The organism is Pseudomonas sp. CFBP 13711 (assembly GCF_014842265.1).
Classification (GTDB): Bacteria; Pseudomonadota; Gammaproteobacteria; order Pseudomonadales; family Pseudomonadaceae; genus Aquipseudomonas.
Genome location: NZ_JACYVI010000005.1, coordinates 188,799 through 213,681, shown reverse-complemented (window position 1 = coordinate 213,681; position 24,883 = coordinate 188,799). Strand labels below are relative to the sequence as shown.

At 52.6% G+C, this 24,883-nt stretch carries 17 protein-coding genes and 5 pseudogenes; 11 read left to right on the top strand and 11 right to left on the bottom strand.

Translation table 11 applies throughout. The annotated features are described in order from the left end of the window. Positions 1-33: 33 nt before the first annotated feature. Both IFT47_RS11920 and glnK read right to left on the bottom strand, forming a co-directional pair. A complete protein-coding gene (locus tag IFT47_RS11920) occupies positions 34-1,371 on the bottom strand; it encodes an ammonium transporter (protein ID WP_192171411.1) in 1,338 nt (445 codons plus the stop codon). A gap of 34 nt (positions 1,372-1,405) precedes the next feature. Continuing rightward, complete coding sequence (gene glnK / locus IFT47_RS11915; protein ID WP_002555808.1) at positions 1,406-1,744, bottom strand: P-II family nitrogen regulator; 339 nt, start codon at positions 1,742-1,744, stop codon at positions 1,406-1,408. Positions 1,745-2,159: 415 nt separating this feature from the next. Here glnK and IFT47_RS11910 point away from each other — a divergent pair, with 415 nt between their 5' ends. Then, positions 2,160-2,444, top strand: a complete 285-nt coding sequence (locus IFT47_RS11910) for an accessory factor UbiK family protein (RefSeq protein ID WP_192171412.1) — start codon at positions 2,160-2,162, stop codon at positions 2,442-2,444. A 20-nt stretch (positions 2,445-2,464) separates the two neighbouring features. Here the strand turns inward: IFT47_RS11910 and IFT47_RS11905 are convergent. Continuing rightward, positions 2,465-2,614 (bottom strand): annotated as a pseudogene (locus IFT47_RS11905) (addiction module antidote protein, HigA family); the annotation flags it as partial. Positions 2,615-2,635: 21 nt separating this feature from the next. Beyond that, positions 2,636-3,169, bottom strand: coding sequence for a GNAT family N-acetyltransferase (locus tag IFT47_RS11900; RefSeq protein ID WP_192171414.1), 534 nt, complete (start codon positions 3,167-3,169; stop codon positions 2,636-2,638). A gap of 116 nt (positions 3,170-3,285) precedes the next feature. On the opposite strand from IFT47_RS11900, the pseudogene IFT47_RS11895 reads away from it, so the two are divergent. Then, positions 3,286-4,137, top strand: a pseudogene (locus IFT47_RS11895) (YifB family Mg chelatase-like AAA ATPase); the annotation flags it as partial. A gap of 596 nt (positions 4,138-4,733) precedes the next feature. On the opposite strand, the pseudogene IFT47_RS27615 reads toward IFT47_RS11895, so the two are convergent. Further along, positions 4,734-5,074, bottom strand: a pseudogene (locus tag IFT47_RS27615) (IS5/IS1182 family transposase); the annotation flags it as partial. 250 nt (positions 5,075-5,324) lie between these two features. On the opposite strand from IFT47_RS27615, the gene IFT47_RS11890 reads away from it, so the two are divergent. Together IFT47_RS11890 and IFT47_RS11885 are read left to right on the top strand one after the other, a co-directional pair. Continuing rightward, entirely contained in the window at positions 5,325-5,963 is a 639-nt protein-coding gene (locus IFT47_RS11890; protein ID WP_192171416.1) for a hypothetical protein, read from the top strand. Positions 5,964-6,382: 419 nt separating this feature from the next. Further along, on the top strand, positions 6,383-6,679 hold the full coding sequence (locus tag IFT47_RS11885) for a hypothetical protein (protein WP_192171417.1): 297 nt from the start codon (positions 6,383-6,385) through the stop codon (positions 6,677-6,679). Positions 6,680-6,845: 166 nt separating this feature from the next. Here the strand turns inward: IFT47_RS11885 and IFT47_RS11880 are convergent. The 3 genes and pseudogenes from IFT47_RS11880 to IFT47_RS11870 all read right to left on the bottom strand — a co-directional run. After that, positions 6,846-7,324, bottom strand: a pseudogene (locus IFT47_RS11880) (IS66 family transposase); the annotation flags it as partial. 196 nt (positions 7,325-7,520) lie between these two features. Then, positions 7,521-8,282 (bottom strand): SIR2 family NAD-dependent protein deacylase, encoded by a 762-nt coding sequence (locus tag IFT47_RS11875; RefSeq protein WP_192171418.1) that lies wholly within the window; start codon positions 8,280-8,282, stop codon positions 7,521-7,523. After that, positions 8,279-8,605, bottom strand: a complete 327-nt coding sequence (locus IFT47_RS11870) for a BPSL0761 family protein (RefSeq protein WP_342367042.1) — start codon at positions 8,603-8,605, stop codon at positions 8,279-8,281. The genes IFT47_RS11875 and IFT47_RS11870 overlap by 4 nt, the downstream gene beginning before the upstream one ends. 607 nt (positions 8,606-9,212) lie before the next feature. Here IFT47_RS11870 and IFT47_RS27875 point away from each other — a divergent pair. Further along, positions 9,213-9,341: a hypothetical protein gene (locus IFT47_RS27875; protein ID WP_274598084.1), complete on the top strand. Its 129-nt coding sequence runs from the start codon at positions 9,213-9,215 to the stop codon at positions 9,339-9,341. 163 nt (positions 9,342-9,504) lie between these two features. Here the strand turns inward: IFT47_RS27875 and IFT47_RS11865 are convergent, their stop codons facing one another. Both IFT47_RS11865 and IFT47_RS11860 read right to left on the bottom strand, forming a co-directional pair. Further along, positions 9,505-10,644 carry a hypothetical protein gene (locus IFT47_RS11865; RefSeq protein ID WP_192171420.1) on the bottom strand — a complete coding sequence of 380 codons (1,140 nt, stop codon included), beginning with the start codon at positions 10,642-10,644 and terminating at the stop codon, positions 9,505-9,507. Positions 10,645-11,159: 515 nt separating this feature from the next. Continuing rightward, entirely contained in the window at positions 11,160-13,397 is a 2,238-nt protein-coding gene (locus tag IFT47_RS11860; protein WP_192171421.1) for a hypothetical protein, read from the bottom strand. Positions 13,398-14,053: 656 nt separating this feature from the next. Here IFT47_RS11860 and IFT47_RS11855 point away from each other — a divergent pair. From IFT47_RS11855 to IFT47_RS11840, 4 genes are all read left to right on the top strand, one after another. Continuing rightward, the gene (locus tag IFT47_RS11855; protein ID WP_192171422.1) at positions 14,054-14,725 is read left to right on the top strand and encodes a hypothetical protein; all 672 of its coding nucleotides are present in this window, start codon (positions 14,054-14,056) and stop codon (positions 14,723-14,725) included. 760 nt (positions 14,726-15,485) lie between these two features. Beyond that, positions 15,486-16,670 (top strand): three-Cys-motif partner protein TcmP, encoded by a 1,185-nt coding sequence (tcmP, locus tag IFT47_RS11850; RefSeq protein ID WP_192176530.1) that lies wholly within the window; start codon positions 15,486-15,488, stop codon positions 16,668-16,670. 195 nt (positions 16,671-16,865) lie between these two features. Continuing rightward, complete coding sequence (locus IFT47_RS11845) at positions 16,866-17,609, top strand: phage Gp37/Gp68 family protein (protein ID WP_192171424.1); 744 nt, start codon at positions 16,866-16,868, stop codon at positions 17,607-17,609. Positions 17,610-17,625: 16 nt separating this feature from the next. Continuing rightward, positions 17,626-18,951: a three-Cys-motif partner protein TcmP gene (locus IFT47_RS11840; RefSeq protein ID WP_192171425.1), complete on the top strand. Its 1,326-nt coding sequence runs from the start codon at positions 17,626-17,628 to the stop codon at positions 18,949-18,951. A gap of 88 nt (positions 18,952-19,039) precedes the next feature. Here IFT47_RS11840 and IFT47_RS11835 read toward each other — a convergent pair. Continuing rightward, positions 19,040-19,234 (bottom strand): annotated as a pseudogene (locus IFT47_RS11835) (IS66 family transposase); the annotation flags it as partial. A gap of 605 nt (positions 19,235-19,839) precedes the next feature. Here IFT47_RS11835 and IFT47_RS11830 point away from each other — a divergent pair. After that, a complete protein-coding gene (locus tag IFT47_RS11830) occupies positions 19,840-21,327 on the top strand; it encodes a glycosaminoglycan attachment protein (RefSeq protein ID WP_192171426.1) in 1,488 nt (495 codons plus the stop codon). 1,040 nt (positions 21,328-22,367) lie between these two features. After that, on the top strand, positions 22,368-24,845 hold the full coding sequence (locus IFT47_RS11825) for a helicase C-terminal domain-containing protein (protein ID WP_192171427.1): 2,478 nt from the start codon (positions 22,368-22,370) through the stop codon (positions 24,843-24,845). Positions 24,846-24,883: the final 38 nt, after the last annotated feature.

The window sequence follows — 24,883 nt, the reverse complement described above, 5'->3', positions numbered from 1 at the left end:
GCCCGGAGACCCGGGCATTTTTTCACGCGTGGATTACAAGTTGTAGCCACGTTCGTTGTGTTGCGCCAGATCCAGGCCGACCGCTTCTTCTTCCTCGGTGACACGCAGGCCCATGACCATGTCGAGCACCTTGAGGATGATGAAGGTCACGATCGCGGTGTAGATGACCGTGAAGCCGACGCCTTTGCATTGAATCCAGACTTGTGCCGCGATGTCGGTCACGGTGCCGAAGCCGCCCAGCGAAGGGGCTGCAAACACGCCGGTCAGGATCGCGCCGAGGATACCGCCGATACCGTGAACGCCGAAGGCATCCAGGGAGTCGTCGTAGCCCATTTTGCGTTTCAGGCTGGTGGCGCAGAAGAAGCAGACCACGCCTGCCGCCAGACCGATGATCAGGCCGCCCATTGGGCCGACAGTACCGGCGGCCGGAGTGACGGCAACCAGACCGGCAACCACACCCGAAGCGATGCCCAGAGCGCTTGGTTTACCGTGGGTCAGCCATTCGGCGAACATCCAGCCCAGCGCTGCAGCAGCGGTGGCGATCTGAGTTACCAGCATGGCCATACCGGCAGTGCCGTTGGCCGCAGCCGCGGAACCTGCGTTGAAACCGAACCAGCCCACCCAGAGCATGGCCGCGCCGACCAGGGTGTAACCCAGGTTGTGCGGAGCCATTGGAGTGGTCGGGAAACCTTTACGCTTGCCGAGTACCAGGCACGCTACCAGGCCAGCCACACCGGCGTTGATGTGAACAACGGTGCCGCCCGCGAAGTCGAGAACGCCCCAGTCCCACAACAGACCACCGACGCCGCTCCAGACCATGTGCGCAATCGGCGCATAAACCAGGGTGAACCAGATCGCCATGAAGATCAGCATCGCGGAGAACTTCATGCGTTCCGCGAAAGCGCCGACGATCAGGGCCGGGGTGATGATGGCGAAGGTCATCTGGAAGGTCACGAAGACGGCTTCCGGGAACAGCGCTGCAGGGCCTGTGATGCTCGCAGGGGTGATGCCTGCCAGGAACGCCTTCGAAAGACCGCCGACGAAGGAGTTGAAGTTGACGACGTTGACTTCCATCCCGGTGGTGTCGAACGCCATGCTGTAGCCGTAGACGACCCACAGGATGCTGATCAGGCCGGTAATGGCGAAGCACTGCATCATCACGGAAAGAATGTTTTTCGAGCGGACCATGCCGCCGTAGAACAGCGCCAGACCGGGGATGGTCATGAACAGCACCAGCGCGGTGGAGGTCAGCATCCAGGCGGTGTCGCCGGAATTGAGTACGGGGGCTGCCACTTCGTCTGCCGCCATGGCCAAGCCAGGGGTTACGAGGGACAACAGGGCTCCTAGCCCTGCGAATTGACGCAGAGTCATATTGTTTTCTCCTGGGGCGTTGGGGTTTGGCGGCTTAGATTGCGTCGGTATCGGTTTCGCCGGTACGGATGCGGATGGCCTGTTCCAGATTGACCACGAAGATCTTGCCGTCACCGATCTTGCCGGTGTTGGCCGCTTTGGTTATCGCTTCGATAACGCGGTCCAGATCCTTGTCGTCGATCGCAACATCGATCTTCACCTTGGGGAGGAAGTCGACTACATACTCCGCACCGCGATACAGCTCGGTGTGGCCTTTCTGACGTCCGAAGCCTTTGACTTCAGTGACCGTGATGCCCTGCACGCCGATTTCGGACAGCGACTCGCGTACGTCGTCCAGCTTGAACGGCTTGATGATGGCAGTGACTAGCTTCATGAAACTTTCTCCCGAATTGGTGGACTTGCCCCAGGAAAACAAACCCGACTCAAGTCTAAGCGCAGTGTCTGGCTTTGTAACGCGTCGTGTCCGTAACAGACCTGACCAACTCCAGAAAACCGCTTCTGACGAAACATTCCCCGCTCCGCCTGCCGCACTGCATTCGTCACAGCGACTGCATCAGTGCATGGGTTACAAGCCACTAAGCAGAAAGCTTGCCATCTCATGAATCGGCATGAATTTCGGCCCTTCGACTGTTAATACACGCCTTAGCGTAGTCGTCGATTGCGATCACCGCACAACAACGGTGCGCACGTGCCCGGGGCCATGCGCGAAAAGCGTGCAGCGCATCGCGTCCGGCGGAAGGTCAAAAGCTGCGTGCTACACTCGCGCCCTCTGATTCTGGAGTTTCATCATGCTCGCCCCCAAAGCTTTTCTCGACGCCCTGAGCGGCCACGCTTCCCGCCTATTCAACGGCGAAACACCGGTTCCACGCAGCGAATTCGAAACCCAGTTCAAGGCGCTGCTGCAGAGCGGCTTCAGCAAGCTGGACCTGGTCAGCCGGGAAGAATTCGACAGCCAGATGATCGTCCTCGCCCGCACCCGCGCCCGACTTGAGGCACTGGAAGCGAAGATGGCGGAGATGGAAGCGCAGTTGGCGACGCAGCCGAAAGCGTCAGGGGCTGAGCCACAAGGTTGAGCTTCAAAAGCTGAATGTGCTCAGGCGCAGTGCGCAATGCGCTGAACCTGGGCCTTGATCGCCTCACCTCGCTCGATCTCTGTCTTGCGCAGGTCGTAGGTGAGCTGAAAGTTCAGCCAGAATTCCGGGGTAGTTTCAAAACACGCCGCCAAGCGTACCGCCATGTCGGCACGGTCTTGTGAAGGCTTTGTTCAGCCACCCAATGGCGGGCAGCCTTGAGCAGCGTGCCGAACATAATAGTTATCAAATTCGCCCGCTTCGACGAACTGAAAACCATGACGAGTATAAAAGCGGTTTGAAGCGCTTTCTTTCAGAGCCCCGACATACAAGTCCAGCGACGCCGCATCCGCTTCCATGAAGATCTGACGAAGGACAATCGAACCTACTCCTGATCCTTGTGCACCTTGCTTGATGTAGAGGTGATCGAGCAACAATCCGTCAACGCGCGGTTTGACCACGACAAAACCCACCCGCTTTCCGGCAACCACAATGTGGCGAGTAAATTCGGGGGAAAAGCCGTCCCGGAAACGTTCGCGGGCGCGCACGGGATCGAAGCGACCAATGCGCCCAAGACTCTCACGCATGGCGTCAATCCGGATGGCGACGAGCGCTTCGAAGTCACAGGCTCGTGCCCCGGCAAAGGTGACCGTAGTGGCCAGCGGTTCGAGAAACTCCTCGCTTGGAATTTCCCCTGGATACACAGGCCACTCTCCATTACTGGTCATCACTCCTCCTTCCTTCCATTCATACACATGCCGTAGAACATGCACGGGGCCAAGCGCTGGAGCAATGACTATCCTTCAGCTCGCCGCAGGAAGCGGTGCTGCCTACAAGGAAAGCCATGTCCCTCGCGATCGTTCTGAGCCGTGCCCAAGTTGGCGTTGAAGCCCCTGCCGTGACCGTTGAAACCCATCTCGCCAACGGGCTGCCCAGCTTGACGCTGGTGGGTCTGCCGGAAGGCGCCGTCAAGGAGAGTAAGGATCGGGTGCGCAGTGCGATCCTCAACTGTCGGTTGGAATTCCCGGCGCGGCGGATCACCCTGAATCTGGCCCCTGCCGATTTGCCCAAAGACGGCGGACGCTTCGATGTCGCCATTGCACTTGGCTTGCTGGCTGCCAGCGCGCAGGTGCCAACGCTCGCGCTGGAGGGCATTGAATGTCTGGGGGAGTTGGCGCTGTCCGGTGCGATTCGGCCCGTACAGGGCGTGCTGCCGGCGGCACTCGCTGCGCGGGAGGCGGGCCACACGTTGATCGTGCCGGCGGTGAATGCCGAGGAAGCGTGTCTGGCGTCAGGCCTGAAGGTGATCGCGGTCAGTCATCTGCTGGAGCTGGTGTCCCACCTGAATGGGCACACGGTCATCGCGCCTTATAAATCCAATGGCCTGATTCTGCAGACACAGCCTTATCCCGACTTGAGTGAAGTGCAGGGCCAGACCGCGGCCAAACGCGCTCTGTTGGTGGCCGCCGCGGGCGCGCATAACCTGCTTTTCAGCGGCCCACCCGGAACCGGCAAAACGCTGCTCGCGAGCCGTTTGCCAGGGCTGTTGCCACCACTGGATGAACTCGAAGCGCTGGAGGTGGCGGCGATTCAATCGGTTGCCAGTCACGCCCCGCTGACCAGTTGGCCCCAGCGTCCTTTCCGCCAGCCTCATCACTCGGCGTCGGGTCCTGCGCTGGTCGGGGGTGGCTGTAGGATTCTTAAATAAATGCGACGTTTCTGAAATTGTTGCGACGGCACCGCCCTTGCAGCCACCTATCAACAAATCCACGCTCGATACCCTGCAATCCCTCGCTTATCCCCCGCCCGCTAATGATCGTTCGAAGCACTATTTGAGGAATCGTGTCTTTAGGCACATTGACGAGGCAGAGCGAACAGAAACCCTGAATCGTCTCTATGAGAGTTGGTCGACTCCCCTGACCGTGGTGCTTGCAATGCCTATGGGCGTGTTCGTTACATCGTTGTTGAGCACGATGCAGGGATTGTCCGACGATCTATATTTCAAAGTCAGCGTGAACATTGTCATCGGCCTGTGAGCAACAACCTCAACTCTTATCGTAGAAGTGGCAGAAACCCTGATACGTGATGGACTAGATACTCATCGGACGCTGCTAGATGCTTCACGGGTGCGGCTGCGCTTTATCATAATGACATCGTGGCGTTTATGTTTGATACATTGCCTCTGCTTCTCGCTAGCGGACCAGGTTCAGCAGCAAGAGAGCCATCGGCACTGGAGTCTTCGGCGGTATGCTCAGCGCCACCGTGCTGATGTTGTTCTTCACTCCTTTGCCAAGGCACGCTGTTGGCATCGCAGACTGTGTGACTAATGGTTACCAGGCGGTCTCGACCGCGCCCTAGAGCATAGTCTAACAGTTCTTCAGGCCCCCTTTTTTTCGGCATCTGAAGAGGCTCGGGTTGCACGTACCGCAATGGAATCGATCATCAAGGTAATCCGAATCGATCAGTGCAAGCGTTCCGGTATCTGGTCGAACGCACCGGCATCGCGCCAGTCACCAAAATTCTCTACACCGCCAACCAGCACAGGATTCCATAAAGCATCAGACGATCATCACTGTTCAGTCGCCCCATTCTCTGCCCGGGAGAAACCAGATCTTTGATCATCCCCACGATATATTGGAGAGTTAGTAACGCTTTGCCATGCGAGCCTCCAGCCAATCATGGCGGCAATTCTACCTGTGACGACTTTTCGTACGAAGCATAGGCGAGCCCCAGAATGCCTGCCTGATCATCCGAGCGCTTCTGAATCAGCTATCGATACTGGAAGAGATCGTCTGTAAGCTGCGCTGAGACCGGAGTTATAGCTATCGTCGTCGACAAAGCTGGCTCCCCTTAGGACGTGTTAATAATATATAAGGATAGAAAATGTCTAAGTGCGTATTTTCAGTTATTGAATCACGTTGGTGGGGCGATGGAAACCACAGTGTCAGACCATTATTTGAGGCCCTCGCAGGCATTCATTTTGACAACCCTTCCGCTTTCTACTATGACATGTTTAGTGAAACAAAGTCACTATCAACAGGTTTAAGTATGCGCTGCAACGACGGCCAAACTCAAGTCGTCTATCTTGCAACTCATGGGGATAGTACAACTATTGGAGGAGCGAGCGAACAGTACACAAGCAGAACAGAACTTAGAAACATGTTCATTATGCACAACGTAACCCAGCAAGTAAAAGGGCTCTATTTTGGAACCTGCCTAACCGGAAATAAAGATCTAGCAAAATTTTTGCTCGAAGCGCCTAAGACTAACCTAGAGTGGATCGCAGGCTACAGAGAATCGGTAGACTGGATTGATGGAAGCGCAATCGATATGATTTTCTTCTCAAAGCTTGCCGAGCAATATCTAAAAAATAGTAGCAGACGAAAAGGCAAAAAAACCCCAGCACAAATGGCTCAGATTGCCGGGACTGAACTTTTACATCTCGTCCCAGGAGCCTCTTCAAAATATGGGTTCAACATATTTATGCACGAAAATAGAAAAATTATCAGCATGCTTAGCTAGCCTATTAAGCTCGCGTTTCCAGTTGAGGACTCTAACCTATTGTCCTCAATTTGCAGAAAATGTGCATATTTGATGCAGATTTTTACCGACACTGCTCACCTGCCTTCTCATAACGAGAAATCTGAGAATGATGAACATTGATTGCGCGCCTAGGCCTACAAACGTAAAGTTTTTTGCTTAGGCGAGCCTGACGGTTTGCGCACCAACGAGGGCAGCGTCCAATAACGAGTTGAATTTTTTTCCCATAATGTGCATTTTTAGCTTTGCTCACGTCTGCGTGCATCTCGTTAGCTCCAGAGCACTGCCTTCAGGCAGAATTGCGGTGCATAGCAGCCGATGGTGGCCCAACGATTGCATTTCGAGGCCTTTTTAGGGCACAGTGCTGGAGGCTTGGGCAAGGAGTGAAAATGGAGCACCAAATGGAACTAACGAAAGACCAGCCGATTGAGCTTTTGACTTACCTTAAAAGCGATAGGACTGAAGATACTCTCTACGTAAAAAAAATCCCTGCCTCTAAAGGCAAGGCGATGCAAGTTGTGGACGTGCATGGTGCAGAATCGCCTATGAGCATCAGCTTTCAAAAAGATAACGAAGTTACCGTCGTTTATATTGGCATGATCACAATCCAAGGCGACGAAATTTTCTCATATGAGTTGTTCACGCAAAAGACAGACGTTTACTTTGGAAAGTTTGTCAGCATTCGTCCTCTAAAATAGAACACTATAGCCAAATAGACACTACCGAGACACATCTCGATCAGTGATTTACCTCGATCCGCCAGCCCAAGCCAACTCGTAAATTAACAGTGAGCCGTGAGCGGCCAGCAAACACACCTTGCGCAGATTAGGCAGGCATACGCTGATGCGGCAGTAGTCGCTCAATCTAGCTGGCTCGTCGCGTTGGAAGCCAAGTCAGTGCATCTTCGAGATATGAATATGGGTCATGCCCATTGATGCGCGCTGACTAGATCAGGCTTATCATTGCAGCCCCCGCCCTCGGGCTTGCCGCTGCGCAGCGCTCCCGCAGACAACCGGTTCGACCGCCCAAGCGCCCGCGGTCGGATCACGCTCTCGATATGATTGTTGTCGATGGGCGCAGCACCACCTTGCACGTAGCGCGTCAGCGCTATCCAGCGTTTAAGGCTTTATCCAGCGCCTTGGCCGCCCCCTCGGGCACAAATTCCGGTTGGGCGAGCATCTACTCATACAGTTTTCAGCGATGGGCGCCGCTGCTTCTTGACGTAATCGCCAGCGGTCTTCGTCGCTCATTTCCTTGGCGTGTCGCTCGACTTCGTACAACCCGCCAATCGAGTAAAGTGCGTGCTCCGTCAACTGACTTTTATTCGCCACGTGCAGGTCGTAACTGTATTGGTCAACTGCTCCCGGACACGACGTTAAGGTTTTTCTCGCACTGAGCGGGAGCCCAAGCAAACTCGGACGGTTTGGAGGATGCATACAGCCGACTGCTGTTCGAATCCAAAGGGTCGCCTAAGCCGCGGGTACCCGCAAAATAAGCGCTGTGAAAGCACTCACACATCGTGCTGAGCTGCTGCCATAGTTACATCGAGGTTGTAGCCTGTAATAGCGCAGGCAACATTTGCGCGGCCGAGCCCATCAGCATCAACTCGTTTGAGGTTCCTAGGCAAACGTCTGCGATGTTGACGTGGATAACTGTTGCGCCAGATGCCAATGCGATTTCAGGAATATCCGCCGCAGGCCTTACGAATCCTGACGTTCCCACGGAGATCAGAACGTCGCAATTTTTGACGTCGACCATTGCTACTCTCCAAGCACCTGCAGGCAGGTCCTCTCCAAACCACACAACACCAGGTCGGAGTTTCCCATTGCAACGTGTGCACCGGGGCGGCTCTACCCATTGTCCTTCTGCAGAAACCTGAAATTGGTCAGTCGTGAGTAACGCCGGACGCTTGCAGGCAAAGCAGATCGGCTTGATCAAGCTGCCATGCAAATGCACGACGTTCTGAGACCCCGCCCGCTCGTGCAGGTCATCTATATTTTGAGTGATGATCGAAACCTTTTTGCCGGTGCTTGCCAGTTGGCTAATAGAAAGATGAGCGGCGTTTGGTTGGGCCTGGCCAGCTTGGAAACGCCGCCACAGATACCACCCCCAAACCATTTGAGGGTTTTCTCGAAAAGCACGTGCCGTTTCCAACCTTTCAGGGTCGTGTTTCGCCCAAACGCCTGTGAGCTTGTCGCGAAATGTTGGAATTCCACTTTCCGCAGAGATGCCGGCGCCGGTGAAAAATACGACCTTTCGAGCGGCCGCCAGGGATTCGATGGCCCTATCCAAGTCGTTCATTCCGGGCTTTGGGCGTCTGCTGCGTCGGAGATTGGGGAGTAATCGCTGTTCTCGATGGAAGAGCTGAACACTGGCCCCATTGGCGATATTAAAGGATCTGAACCTTCTTCAATACGTCCCGCCAGCAGCACCTGGAACTGATCTGGATAGTGACGTAGGAGAAATTTGGCATCACGTCGTATCCGTTCGGGCAGCGATGAATCTCGGGACAGCTCAAGCAGAAACTTACCAGTTTGGATGACTGCACGCGTGCGTTCATTTGGCATGGTCATGGCGAAACCCTCAGAGTTGTCTCGCAGCAGCGCTTGGGTGCTAATGCTCAACACTGGCCTCAGTTTAGCTCTCACAAGCAGAGTCAGGGGCGAAGGGGGGATAGTTTTCACTAAGATCCGTGATGGTGACGATAAGCCTTGAGGCTTCCATATACTCAAACGACCGGTCGGGGTCGCGGCAGTTACCACCGGGACTGCCTGATCGAGCAGTCCATTAGCCCTTTACATCCCACAGCGGGGCCAGAGGCGTATGACAAGAGAAGGTGTTGCTGCCACGCCTTCTCGCTTTGTCAGGGTATGCTTGAACCTGTAACACCCCCAAACCGCCAGCGGACCACAAACTAATCCGTTGGTCTGCAGGTAATACATTTGCCCCAATTACCCCGCGCTTCATTTTTACCAAGGAAGGCCTGAAGTAGACCGCTATTTCTAGGCTACTGACTCATCGACGCTTTAAATCAGCGTCAACAACCGCGACTCTTCCGTCGAGAACCTTCTACTGGAACAACAGCTCGGCAGCCCTTCAACCTACTGGAGTCATAGGCGTCCAGACGGCGATGCAAGAGATTTTTCTTTTTTGATTCCTCGGTATCACTCCTCGTTTGCCGCAATCTATCGATGTCGCCACGGGGGCGACGGTATCTAAAGGAAGATAAAAATGAGCAAACACAACGACGACAACCACTCGAACCAACTCAACCCTAACAACGACGCTTACTGGCAATCGCGTGGTGAGGATGAGCGGCCAGATGATTGGGAAGAAACCGCAGACCAAGGCGAAGATTGATGGATGAGAAACGCAAACGTCCGACCGGCAGCCGCGAAGCCGACATGAGCAATGGCAACGTAGTTACGCCTGGCACAAATGTCACTTGGGATAAGAATCAGGGTTCGCGCGGTAGGCAAATCGCAGAACAGAGAGAACATGAGCGTTAGGTGTGAGGCAGGCGTCAACACGCCTGCCAACAGGCTATAGGCTTGCAGAGTTTGTCTCGCGCGAGGCGGTACTCCAGCGCATAGCAACTGAAAACCTCATCGATAAGCACATCCGGCAACCCCAACCGCTGCATGTCTCGCAATATAGCAATCATCGCCCAAGCGAATTGAAAGCGCCGGCGATGCACGTCGCTTTCAGCCCACATACCTCCATATTTCTGAAGTTGTGACTCAATGCTGGCGAGCAAACTGTTAATGCTGCTGTCTCTAGGCCGTACAGGCTTCTCGGCCTCCCACTTGCGCAAGGTGCGTTCCTTTTCCTCGGCCAGTCCCGCCACGCTCGACCAGAGTTCGCCTAGAAACACACTGGGCGCCCTCTGGCGATCGTAACCTGCGTGTATTGCCAGCTCTCGGAGCTGAGTTCCAAGTGGTCGAGTCCATTCATAGGTTTTAGGGTCAAAACGAGGCACGAGTGTCAGCAGCAAAACATCGTGTTCCTGTCCAGCCGCGACGACTTTTTGCCAATGCTGAAGACTCACATCGACCACCACCCACGCCAAGAACCGTACAAAGCAGCTGTAGGCGTCAGCAATGCGATTGTGCTTAAGCAACGAAGAGTGCAGGAGAGCTACCTCATCTCCCACCCACTGCTTGGATGTCATACGCTCCCAACTGCTAGGAGCGCCTAGTTCATGAATCAAGGGACATTGGATGATCGCCTGTATGCGATCACTCACATCTGGAAGATTGACAAAGCTGACTGCCAGTTCAAGGTCGCACTCTAAACGCCCTGCCCACATAGCGATGGAGCGGTGATCTCTCAGCAGACCTTGCTTAAGTAGTGAGGTCCATTCGCAATGGGGTTGCCAGACAATATCAGGCACGATGAACCCGGCAGCCTGCATATCTCCTCCCATTTCATCCAATGATCGCAAGCTAGACGGTCTAGTAGGAGCGCAAAATACCTTCCCTAGAAACCATTTTTTCAAGCTTTTGTAGCTGGGCCAGTGTGCGGTCACCTGAGGATTTCCCTCATAAGCTCGTTCCAGTGCGGTCGCACCGAAAATGACTTCTACAAGCAGCGAGACTGGCGGGAAATATATGAATGCTGGGGGGAGCACCTGAGGTGATTTTGAGCCTGGACTATCAATCATCTGAGCACCCTTCTAAATTCGCTGACGGGGAGCAACGAACCCCATGTGACGTGAATAGCGTAAATAGATTCATGTTGGACGTGGGATATGTCATGGACTACGGCAGGCTTATCCCTGGCGACGGGCTTCGGCAGCGCGGACTGAACCAAATGCTGCACATCGAGCAATCAACCCTCTCGTAAACGCCAGCCGAAGTGTATCCGTCATGACCCCAGAATATTGGTGACCTACACGAGCAAAGCGACACACCAGACGTAATATACTGCACGGAAGCCTTACAACTCCCAAATGCTTTGCATGCAACCGATACCGGCGCTCTATCACCGTGTCTGTTTGGGTTTTCAGGCAGGACGCCATCTTCCCGCACGATCTTCATACTATATCGTTGGGGGACGGTGATGCCAGCAGCTAGACCGCCTTGCCAGCTTACCAGCGGCAACTGCGTGGGCCTTTCTAAGCCGCTAATTGGGGTCGGGCTGCATGATGCGGATCTCTAATTGCCGACAGCGATAGATTCAGTCCGCGACCACCACGGCGGTGAACTCGTAAGGCAAATGCCATCTTTCGAGCATACGACCTACCACCACACAGCGCGCTTTGCCGGACTCAGTCAGAGCGGCCTCGGCAAACCGCAGAGCATCTTCTCTGCAAGTACCGTTTTGGGATTTGGGGAAAACAAAAAAAGCCACCACAATATCGCTATAGGCCGCAGACAAGACTGCTAGTCCACGCGGCTGCTCAGAATCATCGGGACTTTTCGCAACAGCCTGAGCGAGTGAAAATAGTGCATCCTCAAATTGTTCTCCTGCATGGTAAGCGACATCGAGCAAAGCCATACAGATTGTTGTCCACCCCAGCCGGCCACGGCATTGAGATTGAAGCACCATGCGGCGAAGTAGCTCGGGTATTTGCAACGGGGGCTTGGAAAGGCTAACTCCGGCGTCCCGACTAGTGTAATAACGGTCAATCGGGCCGGACATGCCTGTTATAGCGAAAACGGTCCCGGAGCGCGCAACATCGCCCATGCCGAACGCGGTTTTAAGATAAAACCCAAGGTAATCTAGTTCGTCACCCAGCAACCCAGTAGATCGCTGGATAGAGCCGCGAGTGGCTAGGTAATGGAGGATGTAAGCAGGCTCCTCGAGAATATCTACAACGCAGCCGAGGTCGGTGAGGTTCAGCGTGGGGGCCAAAGTCAGTGCTGCCGGTACCCAGCCGGCTTCCCTCAGTTCCGACTCGCAACTGGCGAGAATGGAAAAGTCGTCGAGAGTTACTGACAGCCGAATAACTCGACTGACAGCCCCGGCATCTATATCTAGGTGAGAAAGGATACGCTGGCTCCCTTCGTCCCCTTGGCGAGCGGCGTCGATAACCTGCGCTAAGCGCTCGGACTGCAAGGCCGGCTCAACTATCAACTCCTGAACATGCCGTTTGACACGATCTGGCGCCCCACGCAGTCCTGACACGCTTAGCGCGGCGGACTTCGCTTCTACAATCACTATGGTACGATCAATAATAAGCAACACATCGGTCTCGTAACGATCTGCCCCGACAGTCCACTTAACGCCCGTCTGCAGCCGGGCTCCCGGGAGTGCCTCGCTTAGCAGCCCGCTGACCTGTGCTTCCAAGTAATCGGCCCGCGTTCGGGACGTTTTCTTTTTTACCGCAGGCGTGAGGCCGTCTAACAGCACTCGCATGATCCCGTTGATATGGCTGAATATCAGTTGCGGCATGGGCAGAAGATACTCAACCCCGGTATCAATACACGGTGCTGACCAAACCGGATTGCCCATGAAAAAGTGTGTGATAGTGTCAGCGCCTAAGCTCCCTGGGGTTAGAGACAACTTTTCGAGCACCCGAAGCACTATGCATTGATCGCGCCCCGCGGCCAGCGCGATACGCTCAGGATCCACCAACATTAGCTTAACTAGCTGTCGATCAGCGTGAGACCATAACTCCATAGCCACTTGCTCGCGGCTGATATTGTCCGGCAGGTGCTGTAAAAAATCTTCGGGATCTCCCTCTACAAAATCGGCTTCGCGAAAAAATGCGTGGACCATGTCTGCCATGTTTTCACGACGCAGCACAGCAAAAAGACGGTTCATCCATGCTGAGCTGCCCTGTTCGAAATCTACGAGCACAGCTTTCGCGATATCAATTAGGTCGGTTGCGCCAAAACCGTATACTGCCCTAATTTCATCATCCATGCTGCCGTAAAGTTCACGGGTAATGCGCAGTACTGCGCCGTGGTATCCCCAATTGCGCACGAATTGCGTATGTCCTCGCACACGCTCCTGAAGCAACAGCATCGCGCGCTCTTCCACCGTATCCACCTTGGTTAGCGTGGTATATCTCTCTTGGTAGAAAGCACTCGTTAATGCATCCAAATCCTCAATCAGTTGCTGGATCTCGCTGGGTTCTGCGGGGCGGATACCCCATCGATCTGTGGGCAACGTCAAAATCAATGCTTGGAGCAACTCCACTTGAGGCTGTGTGACACCCTTAATCAGACCTTGTGATCCCACGCCTTGTGCAGAGACCGGAGCCTGCAAGCCGTTTATAGCTATAACTGCAAGTAAGTGCATTGGATAACACGTTCGCAATAAGGCGCATACCTGATCAAGCAGTATTGGCAACTGCAGCTGGCTCTCAAAGCCTCGCGCAACCAGATGCGCACGCAGGGCTTCAGGCTCCATAGAGCTGAAAGGGTGAATGGTCCATTCCCCACCTGGTAACGCCGGCATATCATTCATCACTGGTTCCTCCTTGTGTCTTTTCTGCCCGACGGATGATGGGCAAAGGGCAACTCTCGACAATGCCCTCTGCGCTGGCCCACTGTCACAGCTTACGTTTAAGCAGAACCGCTGCTACAGCCTTCTTGACGGAGACCTGTAAGACTTACTTATTCAGGGCTATGTTAGTGCATGCCCCCTCACGGCAGAGCTTTTTGACATCCCAAGGGTGCCAAAAAGGGATCCCGTCTGTGATCGTCTGAAGAAGAGCAAGCTTCCGCTTATGGGGTGGAGCGGAGATTAACGTCGTGTCCGGGATCAGTTCACCACTACAGATGTCGATCAGGTCATCGGAGCCATCTTATGGATCTTGGCATCTAGTCCACCTCCGTATCTGATCGCTCATGGGACACTCCCTGCGCCATGGACTGTAAGCCTTTATCTTGGCATCGTACGCTGGCGTCACTATCATCCACCAGCCATGCCTATCTGACCACCATGAGGCACCATATCCCTGGCATCCGTATCGGTGGCACCTGGCTAAAGTTTGTTGAGGATCGGTATTCTGTTCGTTACTTTTTTGGATATTCTGGTCATCCTCGATCCAGCTTTGGGCATTTTCAAATTTGAAGCTATGTGGTCTTAAGCGCAGCTCATCCGACGGAAGTATTACATCAATGTCCAGTTTTATTGTTGTTACCCTAACCTCAATCCTTGAAGTCGGCTCGTTGGCGTTAATCAACTGGCTGTTAGCTCGTACGCAGCCGTCCGGCCTGCGGATAATTTGGTATTTTTTTTCTCTATCAGTGATTGTTACTGCCGAAATAGGGCTGCATGCCAGATACACCAGTGCCATCAACGAGCACGGCCAATTTGTGGGGGATTACGGTCACATCTTGGAGTTGGGGTTGCATTTCATGTCCGACCTCAACACCGACTTGCTGGTCTTTCTCGGACTTCTGGTAGCCATCATCCTTCCACAATTGCTTAGCTACGTGATAAGTGGATTGTTTGGTGTGGCTTCAATGCCTCTGTTCGCGGGCCGAAGCACGACCATCTTTGTCTGGGCAGTCATCAAGTCATTTACAGTTTGCTCGGGGATCTGGTTCACGATTTCCATTATGGGCGCGCTAGGCGTTTTTTCTATTCCTAACTATCCCGGAATGTGGCTCCTCTCTATGCTGCTGCTGCAATTGGCTTTCGCTATGCTGTGGGGATATGAGCAAGGCAAAGAATCGTTGAATGTGTTGATCAATGGAGCCAATAAACGATGGCCACAACTTGTGCGCCCGCTTCTGATTGCTCATGGATGGTGTACTCGACGCTCGAAACTGCATGAAAGCGCCTGAGATATCCGTTGAAGCTCATTTAACACCTGCTTGTTGGATCAGAACAGGCAGCAGCGATTCAGCACTCCCCAACAACATAATTTTATCAGCAACTCTCATGCGTACGTCCCCGATATCCACATGGATAACGGTGCCGCTGGCAGCCAAGACCATTTGCGGGAGACTAGCTGCGGGCATGACCACGCCCGAAGTCCCGCCTGAAATCAGCAACTCGCTAACCCCTAATTAGCTGAGTGGCCAGGCGCAAGGCTGCTTCTGGCAAATTTTCCTTAAACCACACAACGCCTGGTCGAAGCTTTCCATTGCAGCGGGCGCCGGTGAGGTCGAATCAATTGATCGCCTTTGGATATCTCCATCTGCTCAAGCGTCAGCTCACTGAGCCGCTGAAATACCGGCGCCCGTTAAAAAAAGATTTTCTTGGCCATCAGAATAGCTTCGGCAGCTCGCTGCAACTGGTCCATGAGGGGCCTCCGCTAAGCAATAACTGTTGCCGCTGATGCGAAATCGACCCAGTTGCCGGTGCAATGCTGATCCAATATCAATCGACAAAAATCAGCGCTAGTAACGGTCCGCAAGATACGACCTATAGACCAAGGGCAATTGAAACGAGCACTAGCTAAGAAACCTAATCATACCGCCGCCCCGTCAGACTTGCGTATCACGGTAGCCAGTTCAAGCCATGTGAGATATCGTATCACCACTCTAGGCAATCGTGCGGCGTCGCATGTGTTGCAAAAACATTAAATTGCAAGGACGTGATATGGCTCCAGTACCTATTGAGTACCGTGGTAGGGAGCAAGCCTACGTTAAACACACCATTCTGAAGACCTACCTTCAAAGACTCTTCATGATCATTGGCCGCAATGAGAAGGTGATCAATTATGTAGATTGTTTTGCTGGCCCATGGTCTGAGGAGTCCGATAATCTACGAGATACTTCCATCGGTATTTCCATGAATCTTATGAAGGACTGCGCAAAGTCTCTTGAAGACCAACACGATGCAAAAGTGAAGTTTCGCGCCCTCTACATCGAAAAAAATGACGCCGCTTACACCAAGCTTCAAAATTTTCTTTCCGAAAATTCAGACAGTACTGTCGACGCGACCAGTTTGCACGGTGATTACACCACTATGATCGGCGAAATTGCACGATGGGCTTCAACCGGGTTTACGTTCTTTTTCGTCGATCCAAAAGGTTGGCTAAAAGTGATCAATGCGCCTGTACTCGCACCGCTCTTGGCACTCAATCGTGCAGAGTTTTTAATAAATTTCATGTATGACTTCGTCAACAGAGCCATGTCGATGAAAGCTCAGCAGGAAAATATTGAAGCGTTACTTGGCAAGCAGCTCGCTTTATCCGGTAACGAGACAGCGATTGAACGACAACAGCTCATCATCGATCAGTACCGCGAGGTTATTGCGTCGCTTTACAAGGGGAGGACCGCCTACGTTAAAGTCCAGCGGCCCGGCCATGACCGAGCGCTATACTTCCTGATTTACCTCACGCGACATGTCAAAGGCATCATTGTTTTTAAAGAAGCAGCTGAGCGCATGGATATGATTCAGCGCGTAAGCCAGTTTGAAATACGCTTAAGGCAACAGGCGATAAAAAGGCTACCCATCCAAGACCTTTTTGCATCATCGGAAGACCATACAGAGATGGTTAGCGCTGAAGACAATCGCTTTCTGGCAAAAAATTACATCTTAAGTCGTCTTACCTCATCTCCTCTGTTGATTGACAACGATTGCTGGGCTAGCTTCCTTATGGAAACAGAACTTTACCCAACAGATCTACAACTTGCCTTCAAAGAGCTGGCCGCCGAAGGTAGAGTTTCAAACATAGACAAGGACATACGCTTACGTAGAAAAAAACCGGTCAAACCTGATTGGGCAAAGAAAAGTGAGCGCTGGATTCTTTCCTCGCCCGATGCCAAGTTAGACTGTTGATGCTAGGTCATACCACCTGTCCACAAAAGGCTACCAAACCATAAGAATACCTGTATTAACCTAGGCTTCTATAATGAGTATGTTATACTGCCATAATAAGCAGGGCCACGAAAAAAGTGGCGAATTTTTTATCGATATCATTAAAGGCGCGTCCGAGTTGACATAACTACCGTGCATGACAGGAGCTAAACTGCAATGAGTACTCAGACTAGCATAGAGTGGACTGAAATGACTTGGAACCCTATTGTTGGGTGCACCAAAGTATCGCCAGGCTGTAAAAACTGCTACGCTGAAAATATGGCTCATCGCTTACAAGCGATGGGGACTCCAGGGTATGAAAATGGTTTTAAATTGAGCCTACGACCTGAAAAACTGCGCGAGCCACTCCAGCGTAAAAAACCCACTATTTATTTCGTCAATTCTATGTCTGACCTTTTTCACGAAAAGGTTCCAGATAATTATATTGATCAGGTTTTTCAAGTTATTCGAGACGCGAATCAGCACACCTTTCAAATTTTGACTAAGCGAGCAGAGAGACTTGCAGAGTACTTCAGCAGTCGCACACCGCCACCTAACGCTTGGCTAGGTGTATCAGTGGAAGACAAACTTTATGGAGTACCTCGCATTGATTGCCTGCGTCGCATCAATTCGACGATACGGTTCCTTTCCGCAGAGCCGCTTCTAGAGGATCTAGGCGACATCGACCTCACAGACATCCACTGGGTTATAGTAGGAGGAGAGTCAGGAGCGAAAGCTCGCCCTATGCAACAAGAATGGATCGACAACATCCACCGCCAATGCGACTCCTACGGATCGGCATTCTTCTTCAAGCAATGGGGCGGTTGGGGTGCCGATGGAGTAAAGCGCTCAAAGAAAGCCAACGGACGGCTGCTAAACGGCCAAACTTGGGATGAAATACCGCTACTGAATCTAGCTTGATCTAAAGGGTTTCTGCATGGCCAAGGATGAAAAATACAAGTGGAATGTTGAGACTGGAACATACCCACAGATTGACCCACACAGCAAAATCAAGCACAAGATCATCGAAGACTACATCCGAAAATATATTACAGTTGTTATGAGCAACGAGCGAATTCCTCGGATAGGCATTAACATCATTGATGGATTTTGCGGAGGTGGTATTTATACTGATGACAATGGATTAGGTACTCATTTCGGCTCGCCAATCATCGCCCTGGACACCGTTCAGCAGACAATTGCAGAAATAAACACATTAAGAAAAAAGCCTCGAGAGGTACTCGCCAAATATTATTTTATTGATATCAAAAAGTCCAATATAGAGCATCTGAAATTTATCCTAGCTCAAAAAGGCTACTCTCACCTTATCGGCAAAGACGTATTCGCTATAAAGTCTCGTTTTACAAATGTCTTGCCGAGCATTATAGAGCGGATAAAGAATAGCAAGCTATCTGAAAGAGCCCTGTTTTTGTTAGATCAGTACGCATACAAGGATGTACCTTTTTCCAGCATAAGATCAATTTTTAATGACGTGAAAAATGCAGAGGTCCTGCTTACCTTCAACGTAGATAGCTTGATTGACTATATTTCTGATCGAGATGAAAATCGTAAGGCCTTACAAAATATCAACCTAGAAAAATACATACCGTGGGAGATGATTTCCTACTATAAAGCCACTATGCCTTATGAGTGGCAGCACCTCATTCAGCGCTTCCTCGCGAAGGGGATTTTGAAAGAAAGTGGTGCTGAGTTTATGACTGTATTTTTTATTACACCATTTGGGCCTAATCCTCGAACTTACTGGTTTATACATCTAGCAAAAAACTACCGCGCAAACGCCGTTATGAAGGAAATTCATTGGAAGTACGGCAACCATTTTTCACACTTCATGACACCATCTTTGTTCGTCGGGTATGATACCAAGCGAGACATTGAAGTTACTGATCAGCGTAGCCTCGGCTTTGGTGAGCAGCATTTTTTCAATGACGTGACGGGCAAACGTATAGTGTCAGAGCTCTCGGAGTTGCTACCCAAGAGGATTTACGAAAGCCCCAACCAGACGTTCGAGGCCATGATGCGCAGTATGGCGAATGCCACCATGGCAAATGAGAGCATCGTCCGCGACGCACTGCACATGCCACTCATGTGCAAGGACATAGACGTTTTCGACAAGCACAGCCGTACCAAGCGACGTAAAGGCAGCAGCATCAAGAGTAGCGACATTGTCGTACCTGCGGCACAGCGCTCGCTTTTTTTTATTCCACCGGTATCCATCGTAAGAAACACTGATGCCGAAGATTAAAGCTTTTTACGAACCCTGAAACACTGTATCTAATCCAAAAACCACACCGATCGCCACACAGCCGACTCGCTTACCGCGGCATCCCTGGCTAGCAGTTCAATAGTAGTAGCGCTTCATAGTCGGCCATCGACTGCGCACGCGGAAGCCGCTTCGGTATATCGAGCAACAACGTGTTGGGCTCTTGGTCGTTTACCTTCGAGGTCTCGACCAAACTGGAGATCTGCGCGCTGGCAGTCGCGCCGTTGGGGGCATCCGTGAACGACCATGCTTTGCGCCCGTTCACCTGCATGAGGAATCCATTTTCAATCACGACGTTCACATCAGGCTGATCGTCAAGCAGATTTGCGAAAATGGTCTATGCTGCTGCTTTCATTCAAAGATGATTCAAGGATGATCAATGAGACGTAATTTTGAAGTCGCCAGATGCATCCTTTTTTCTGTCCAGGAATCCCCTGACATTACTGGAATTACCTATTTGGACTTGGATAAGTACGCTGCAGCTGCCGACTCTCTGGGTACGACTGGTCTTATGGAATGAAGTTGATGGTGGATGGTGGCTTTTTGACCTGTGATAGTGGAAGGTATCAGCTTACCTGGACAGGACACGACTTGCTGGATCAGTTGAGTGGATAAGCCAATTTTGTTCCCGTAGCGATCAACCTCTGCAAAGGCGGTATGGGATCAAACCCAGCTCTCAGGATGGTTTTTTAATTTCGTTTGCCGATGCCTCTCGTATTTTAGCGCGAGTATCGATGCTCACAGAATGTCCCGTTGTGTTGTTCATCTGACACCTCAGTCTGGTGTGTACTCTCACCTAAGGGAGTGTCCGGAATCATTAGACCACTACACAACGCTGGGTACGGCCTAAAGGGATAGGGAGGGCAACATATGGGTGAAGCAAAGAGACGCGGCACTAAAGCTCAGCGAATAGCAGCTTTGTTTGATGAAAGCGGGGTCGTCAAGCTGACACCAGAGCGGTACAACGCCTTCATCGCATGGACACGTTCGCCGAACGCCAAGTACATAGGTTTAGAGCTCGAGTTCTTTTCTGACCAGGCAGAAAATTTGATCGGTGTACTGATCCAGGATCGATCAGATCGCGACCATGGGTTCGTGATTCTCGGTAGAGACGTTAAAGGTCGGTTCCGCGGGATCGAGGTAGAGTTCGGCATGAACAAAATAAGCGCACGGCATGCGTTGTTTACCTCATTCAGAAAGCTTATCGCGAGCGGAAAAACTGTCTTTCCGCAAGGCGACGAGCACGCAGACAAGGCAGGCGTCGAGCTATTTGAGACCAACCTACCAGAAGAGAAGCTGCACCGTGCATTCCAGGTGCTGAAGCACCAGCCACATTGGCTGCCAGCACGGGGAATCATGGAAGAAATGATGCGCCACTTCGTCGACGTTGACGGCAATTTCGTTGAGCAATTCCAAACTACTGCGTTTGATTCAAGAATTTGGGAACTGTACCTGTACGCTGCGCTTCTCGAGCTCGACCTATTCGTAAACAAGGAGCACGAAGCACCAGACTTTGAAGTGACCGATGGTAGGGCCAAGGTTTTCATTGAAGCGGTGACCGTAGGCCCCTCCCCGCGTGATGAGCCGCCTCCTAAACCAACGGAGGATTTGCCCTTGATGCGATCGCTGGAGGAGGTCAGGGAACTGCTGAAGACCCGCGCTCCGATTCGCTTCGGCAGCGCCCTATACTCGAAACTCAATCGAAAAAACAAATACTGGGACCTTGAGCACGTTCAGGGGCACCCGCTTGTTTTTGCGATCGCTGACTTTCACGAAGACCAATCGATGACCTGGTCTTCCCCCGCGCTGATGGAATACCTCTACGCCATTAGCCATGACGCCAGCTTCGACGACAAGAACCAGTTGGTAATCGAGCCTCAAAAAATCGAGACTCATGAGTACCAAGGCAAAACGATCCCATCAGGCTATTTCTTTCAGCCTGGGGCAGAAAATGTGAGCGCGGTGCTGTTCTCGGCGTCCGGAACGATTTCAAAGTTTAACCGCATGGGGCGGCTTGCAGGGTTCGGCCGTGCCGATCAGCTCATCGTCAGGTGGGGAACGAAACATCGTCACGACCCCAATGCGGCGATACCCGATCCGTTTCTCGTCACGATAGAGCAAGGTGCCGTGACCGAGACGTGGGCCGAAGGGCTCTCCATGTTTCATAATCCCAACGCCAAGCACCCTGTTGATCCCAATATGTTTCCAGGGATCGCACATCATTGGTTTGACGATGGGCAGATCAACAGCGTGCTACCTTCGTTCCATGTCTACAACTCGTTTACATGGAACCTATTAGCAACCGACGAAGCAGCTCCAAATGTAGATGCGTTCCAAGGAGCAGCGGCTGCCAGTTGATAGGCAGTGTGGAATCCTCCCAACCTTATCGTTGAAGGGCGTACGCCGGGTCGGACAAGGAAACAGCGGCTCAGAGGCTCACGCTTGCATCACCGGGCGCTGGATTGAAGGGCTGATGCCAAAGTGCGATATTCCTACTCCGTCCACCCCTCGTATCACATCTTCCATGGCAACCACTCGGCACATCATCTCCACCCTTCCAAATACGTCACCGTGGATAGACACACTGCGGGATAGCCAACACTTTTTGCCCTCGCCTGCCGTATACGCGCTAATACTTGGATAAAGGTTTCCTCGCCTGCTTGGCACCAGCCAAGTGCTTTACATTGGCCAGACGGGCCAGCTGGGAGGCGATTCGGATCGATCGCGCTTGTACGGGTATCGCTACCCATCAGGTAAGCACGGTTGGCTGATCAGATCAAAAGCCGATCAGCTGTTGGCGCGTGGGCACACGATTACCTTTCACTGGGCCGTCGTAGAGGACAAAGATATATCGAGGCAAATCGAAGCGGCGCTGCTGCAAATGCATCTAGATGAGCACTTGGAGTTTCCTCCCTTCAACGGCAACTCGTAGGGCAGAGCGCACGAGGACTTTATTTTCACTGTCCTGCTGCAATGCGGTATGCGGTCACCTCGTTGCTCGAAGATAATTAGGGGAGGTTAAATGGGCGACCTAACCAAGGATGGCTGAGCATCAGGATGAGCAGATTCAGCTTGGGCATCTGTGTATCCCAGGAGGATTCGGTAATCTCTCCTCGCGGAATAAACGGCTTCCAGTGAGTCTGCCTTGGTGACTGTCGCACTCAGGGAAACAGTCTGCCACCTCGGGCTGGATTTATCCGCATAAGCAAGGCTTATATCTTTGGCCTCAGCGCGAGGTCAGCCTGACCGAAGCGGAGATGAAGCTTTGCCGCCGCACCCTTTTTCGACAGGGTGCTAACCTTGGCTAAGTCCGGATAACGCCCGGGGCGGACCAGCAAGATCCAGCGGTCATCTGAATAGATACGCACTGGGCAAAATGAGTATTCAAAGGAGGGACCATGGTTTTAAATTTCGACAAACTCAATGCCGGCACGGCGTCGAAGCAAATTGATCCGCGCAAAATATTCACCACGTTGAAGCGAGACCCTCGATTTCGACGCCCTCTGGATGAACAATCTGACATCCTGGACGCTTGGTTCGCGCGAAGAGCAGCACGCGACCTGACACTGAAGATGAACACCGGTGGCGGAAAGACCGTAGTCGGTCTTCTGTGTCTTCAAAGCTCGCTCAATGAAAACATCAAGCCTGCGGTCTACATAACCCCCGACAGTTTTCTGGTGGCGCAGGTTCTCTCCGAAGCAGAGTCTCTGGGGATTGCAGCAACTGATGACGAGAAAGATCCAGACTTCATCGCCGGTCGAGCCATCTTGGTGGCCAACGTTCATAAGCTGTTCAATGGCCGTTCGGTATTCGGCGTTGGCGAACGCAAGATCCCTATCGGATGCATTGTAATCGACGATGCCCATGCATGCCTGGGCGTTGTGCACGATCAGTTTTGCATAAAGTCGAAGGTCGACAACCCGGTGTACGACGGTCTTTTAGAGCTGTTTGAGGAAGATTTGAAGACGCAATCACCCTCGGGCCTGCTCGACGTGAAGGCGCAAGATGCATCCGTCGTGATGACCGTTCCGTACTGGGCATGGCAGGACCATAAGGATGAAGTCCTAACGCTGTTGCACGCCCATCGACACAGCAAAGACCTAGAGTGGAACTGGCCATTACTGAGCGACTCCATACCGTTGTGCACATGTGTCTTCGGCGGTGGTCGACTGGAAATTGCACCGCGCTTCGTACCAATAGACCGAATTCCAGCATTTGACTCGGCCAAGCGACGTATCTACATGACGGCAACCCTCGCCGACGACACGATTCTGGTCAATCACTTCAAGGCCGACGCAACCGAGGTCGCACAACCGATCAGACCCAAAGGCGGCGGTGACATCGGGGATCGAATGATACTCGCACCGCAAGAAATCAATCCTGATTACACCGTTGAGCAGATCAAAGAACTGGTCTCGGAAATTGCCGAAGACTTGAACGTGGTGGTCATTGTTCCCTCGAAGCCGCGAGCTGAGTTTTGGGGCGATGTAGCTGACCAGATTCTGGACAAAGACAGCATTCAAAATGGAGTAGAGAAGCTAAAGGATGGCCATGTCGGGCTGACAGTGCTCATCAACAAGTACGACGGCATCGACCTCCCAGGGGAGGCCTGCGAGCTGCTCGTGATTGACGGCTTGCCCGAAGTCTACGGGTTGGGCGAAAGGCTTGAGATGCTGCTGCTTGACGGCACAAAGAGGCAATTGGTACGTCAGGTCCAACGCATTGAGCAAGGGATGGGGCGCGGTGTCAGATCAAGCGATGACCATTGCGTCGTGCTCCTGCTCGGCGGAAGGCTGACCCAACGGCTTCATGAGCCTGACGCCGAGGAAATGTTTTCCTCCGCGACGCGTGCGCAGATCGCCCTGGGTAAAGAGGTCGCAGCCCAGATTCGAGGAAAATCCATCGACGAACTGAAACCCATTTTGGACCTGTGCCTTAAACAAGATGACGAATGGGTCCGCGCCGGACGTAATGCGGTCGTGAATGCCGCCCCAGTGATCGGAGGGCATCTGGACGACAATCAGGTCATGCTTCGGGCCGCCTTCGACGCAGTCAGAATCGATCGGTATGACGTCGCTACAGCGAAAGCCCAGAAGGCTGTCAACGGTACTGCAGAGCCCAAATTCAAGGGTTACCTGATGCAGCAACTTGCTGAATACACCAACCTCACAAACCCTGCCGGAGCTCAAGAGATCCAACTGGCAGCTCTGGGCCATAATTCACGACTGTTGAAGCCTATCGCTGGTGCAACCTATACGAAGCTCAGCGCACCGGTCATCGGTCAAGCCAAGTCGGCGATAGAGTTCATGAACCAGTTCCTGGAGGGCAATGACCTCGTGATCTGGATCAATGGACTGCTCGACGACTTGGAATGGGGTGAAGAAGGCTCCAAACGATTTGAAGCCGCAATGGCTGCACTGGGAAGCTTTTTGGGCTTTGGCTCGCAGCGACCTGAAGATCAGATCGGGCGCGGCCCTGACAACCTCTGGGCGCTCGGCGGTCTCAATTACTTCGTGATCGAATGTAAGAGCGGGGCTGTCTCAGCGCCAAAGGTCTCAAAAGGTGACACCAACCAACTCAACGGGTCGATCGTCTGGTTCAACAAGAAATACGACAAGACCTGCACCATCACGCCCATCCTGGTGCACCCCAAGACCGTGTTTGAGCACGCCGCCTCCCCTCATAAGGACATCAGAATCATAAACAGGACAGGCTTGAAGAATCTTCGAGACGCAGTTCGGGCTTACGCGGTATCCCTGGCAACCACAGGGGGTTACACAGACGCCAGGATGGTCGAAAAGCAGCTTCTCCACCATAAGCTTTCGGTTGAAACAATTCTGGCGCTTTGTACCGTCAGCCAAAACTCAAAATCCTGACAGGCAACGCCACGCGAGGCTGGCTTTCAATATGAGGC

Excerpts from the sequence above, each read along its gene's own strand:
- IFT47_RS11920 (WP_192171411.1), bottom strand. The coding sequence starts at position 1,371 with ATGACTCTGCGTCAATTCGCAGGGCTAGGAGCCCTGTTGTCCCTCGTA.
- glnK (WP_002555808.1), bottom strand. The coding sequence starts at position 1,744 with ATGAAGCTAGTCACTGCCATCATCAAGCCGTTCAAGCTGGACGACGTA.
- IFT47_RS11910 (WP_192171412.1), top strand. The coding sequence starts at position 2,160 with ATGCTCGCCCCCAAAGCTTTTCTCGACGCCCTGAGCGGCCACGCTTCC.
- IFT47_RS11900 (WP_192171414.1), bottom strand. The coding sequence starts at position 3,169 with ATGACCAGTAATGGAGAGTGGCCTGTGTATCCAGGGGAAATTCCAAGC.
- IFT47_RS11890 (WP_192171416.1), top strand. The coding sequence starts at position 5,325 with ATGTCTAAGTGCGTATTTTCAGTTATTGAATCACGTTGGTGGGGCGAT.
- IFT47_RS11885 (WP_192171417.1), top strand. The coding sequence starts at position 6,383 with ATGGAACTAACGAAAGACCAGCCGATTGAGCTTTTGACTTACCTTAAA.
- IFT47_RS11875 (WP_192171418.1), bottom strand. The coding sequence starts at position 8,282 with ATGAACGACTTGGATAGGGCCATCGAATCCCTGGCGGCCGCTCGAAAG.
- IFT47_RS27875 (WP_274598084.1), top strand. The coding sequence starts at position 9,213 with ATGAGCAAACACAACGACGACAACCACTCGAACCAACTCAACCCTAAC.
- IFT47_RS11865 (WP_192171420.1), bottom strand. The coding sequence starts at position 10,644 with ATGATTGATAGTCCAGGCTCAAAATCACCTCAGGTGCTCCCCCCAGCA.
- IFT47_RS11860 (WP_192171421.1), bottom strand. The coding sequence starts at position 13,397 with ATGAATGATATGCCGGCGTTACCAGGTGGGGAATGGACCATTCACCCT.
- IFT47_RS11855 (WP_192171422.1), top strand. The coding sequence starts at position 14,054 with ATGTCCAGTTTTATTGTTGTTACCCTAACCTCAATCCTTGAAGTCGGC.
- tcmP (WP_192176530.1), top strand. The coding sequence starts at position 15,486 with ATGGCTCCAGTACCTATTGAGTACCGTGGTAGGGAGCAAGCCTACGTT.
- IFT47_RS11845 (WP_192171424.1), top strand. The coding sequence starts at position 16,866 with ATGAGTACTCAGACTAGCATAGAGTGGACTGAAATGACTTGGAACCCT.
- IFT47_RS11840 (WP_192171425.1), top strand. The coding sequence starts at position 17,626 with ATGGCCAAGGATGAAAAATACAAGTGGAATGTTGAGACTGGAACATAC.
- IFT47_RS11830 (WP_192171426.1), top strand. The coding sequence starts at position 19,840 with ATGGGTGAAGCAAAGAGACGCGGCACTAAAGCTCAGCGAATAGCAGCT.
- IFT47_RS11825 (WP_192171427.1), top strand. The coding sequence starts at position 22,368 with ATGGTTTTAAATTTCGACAAACTCAATGCCGGCACGGCGTCGAAGCAA.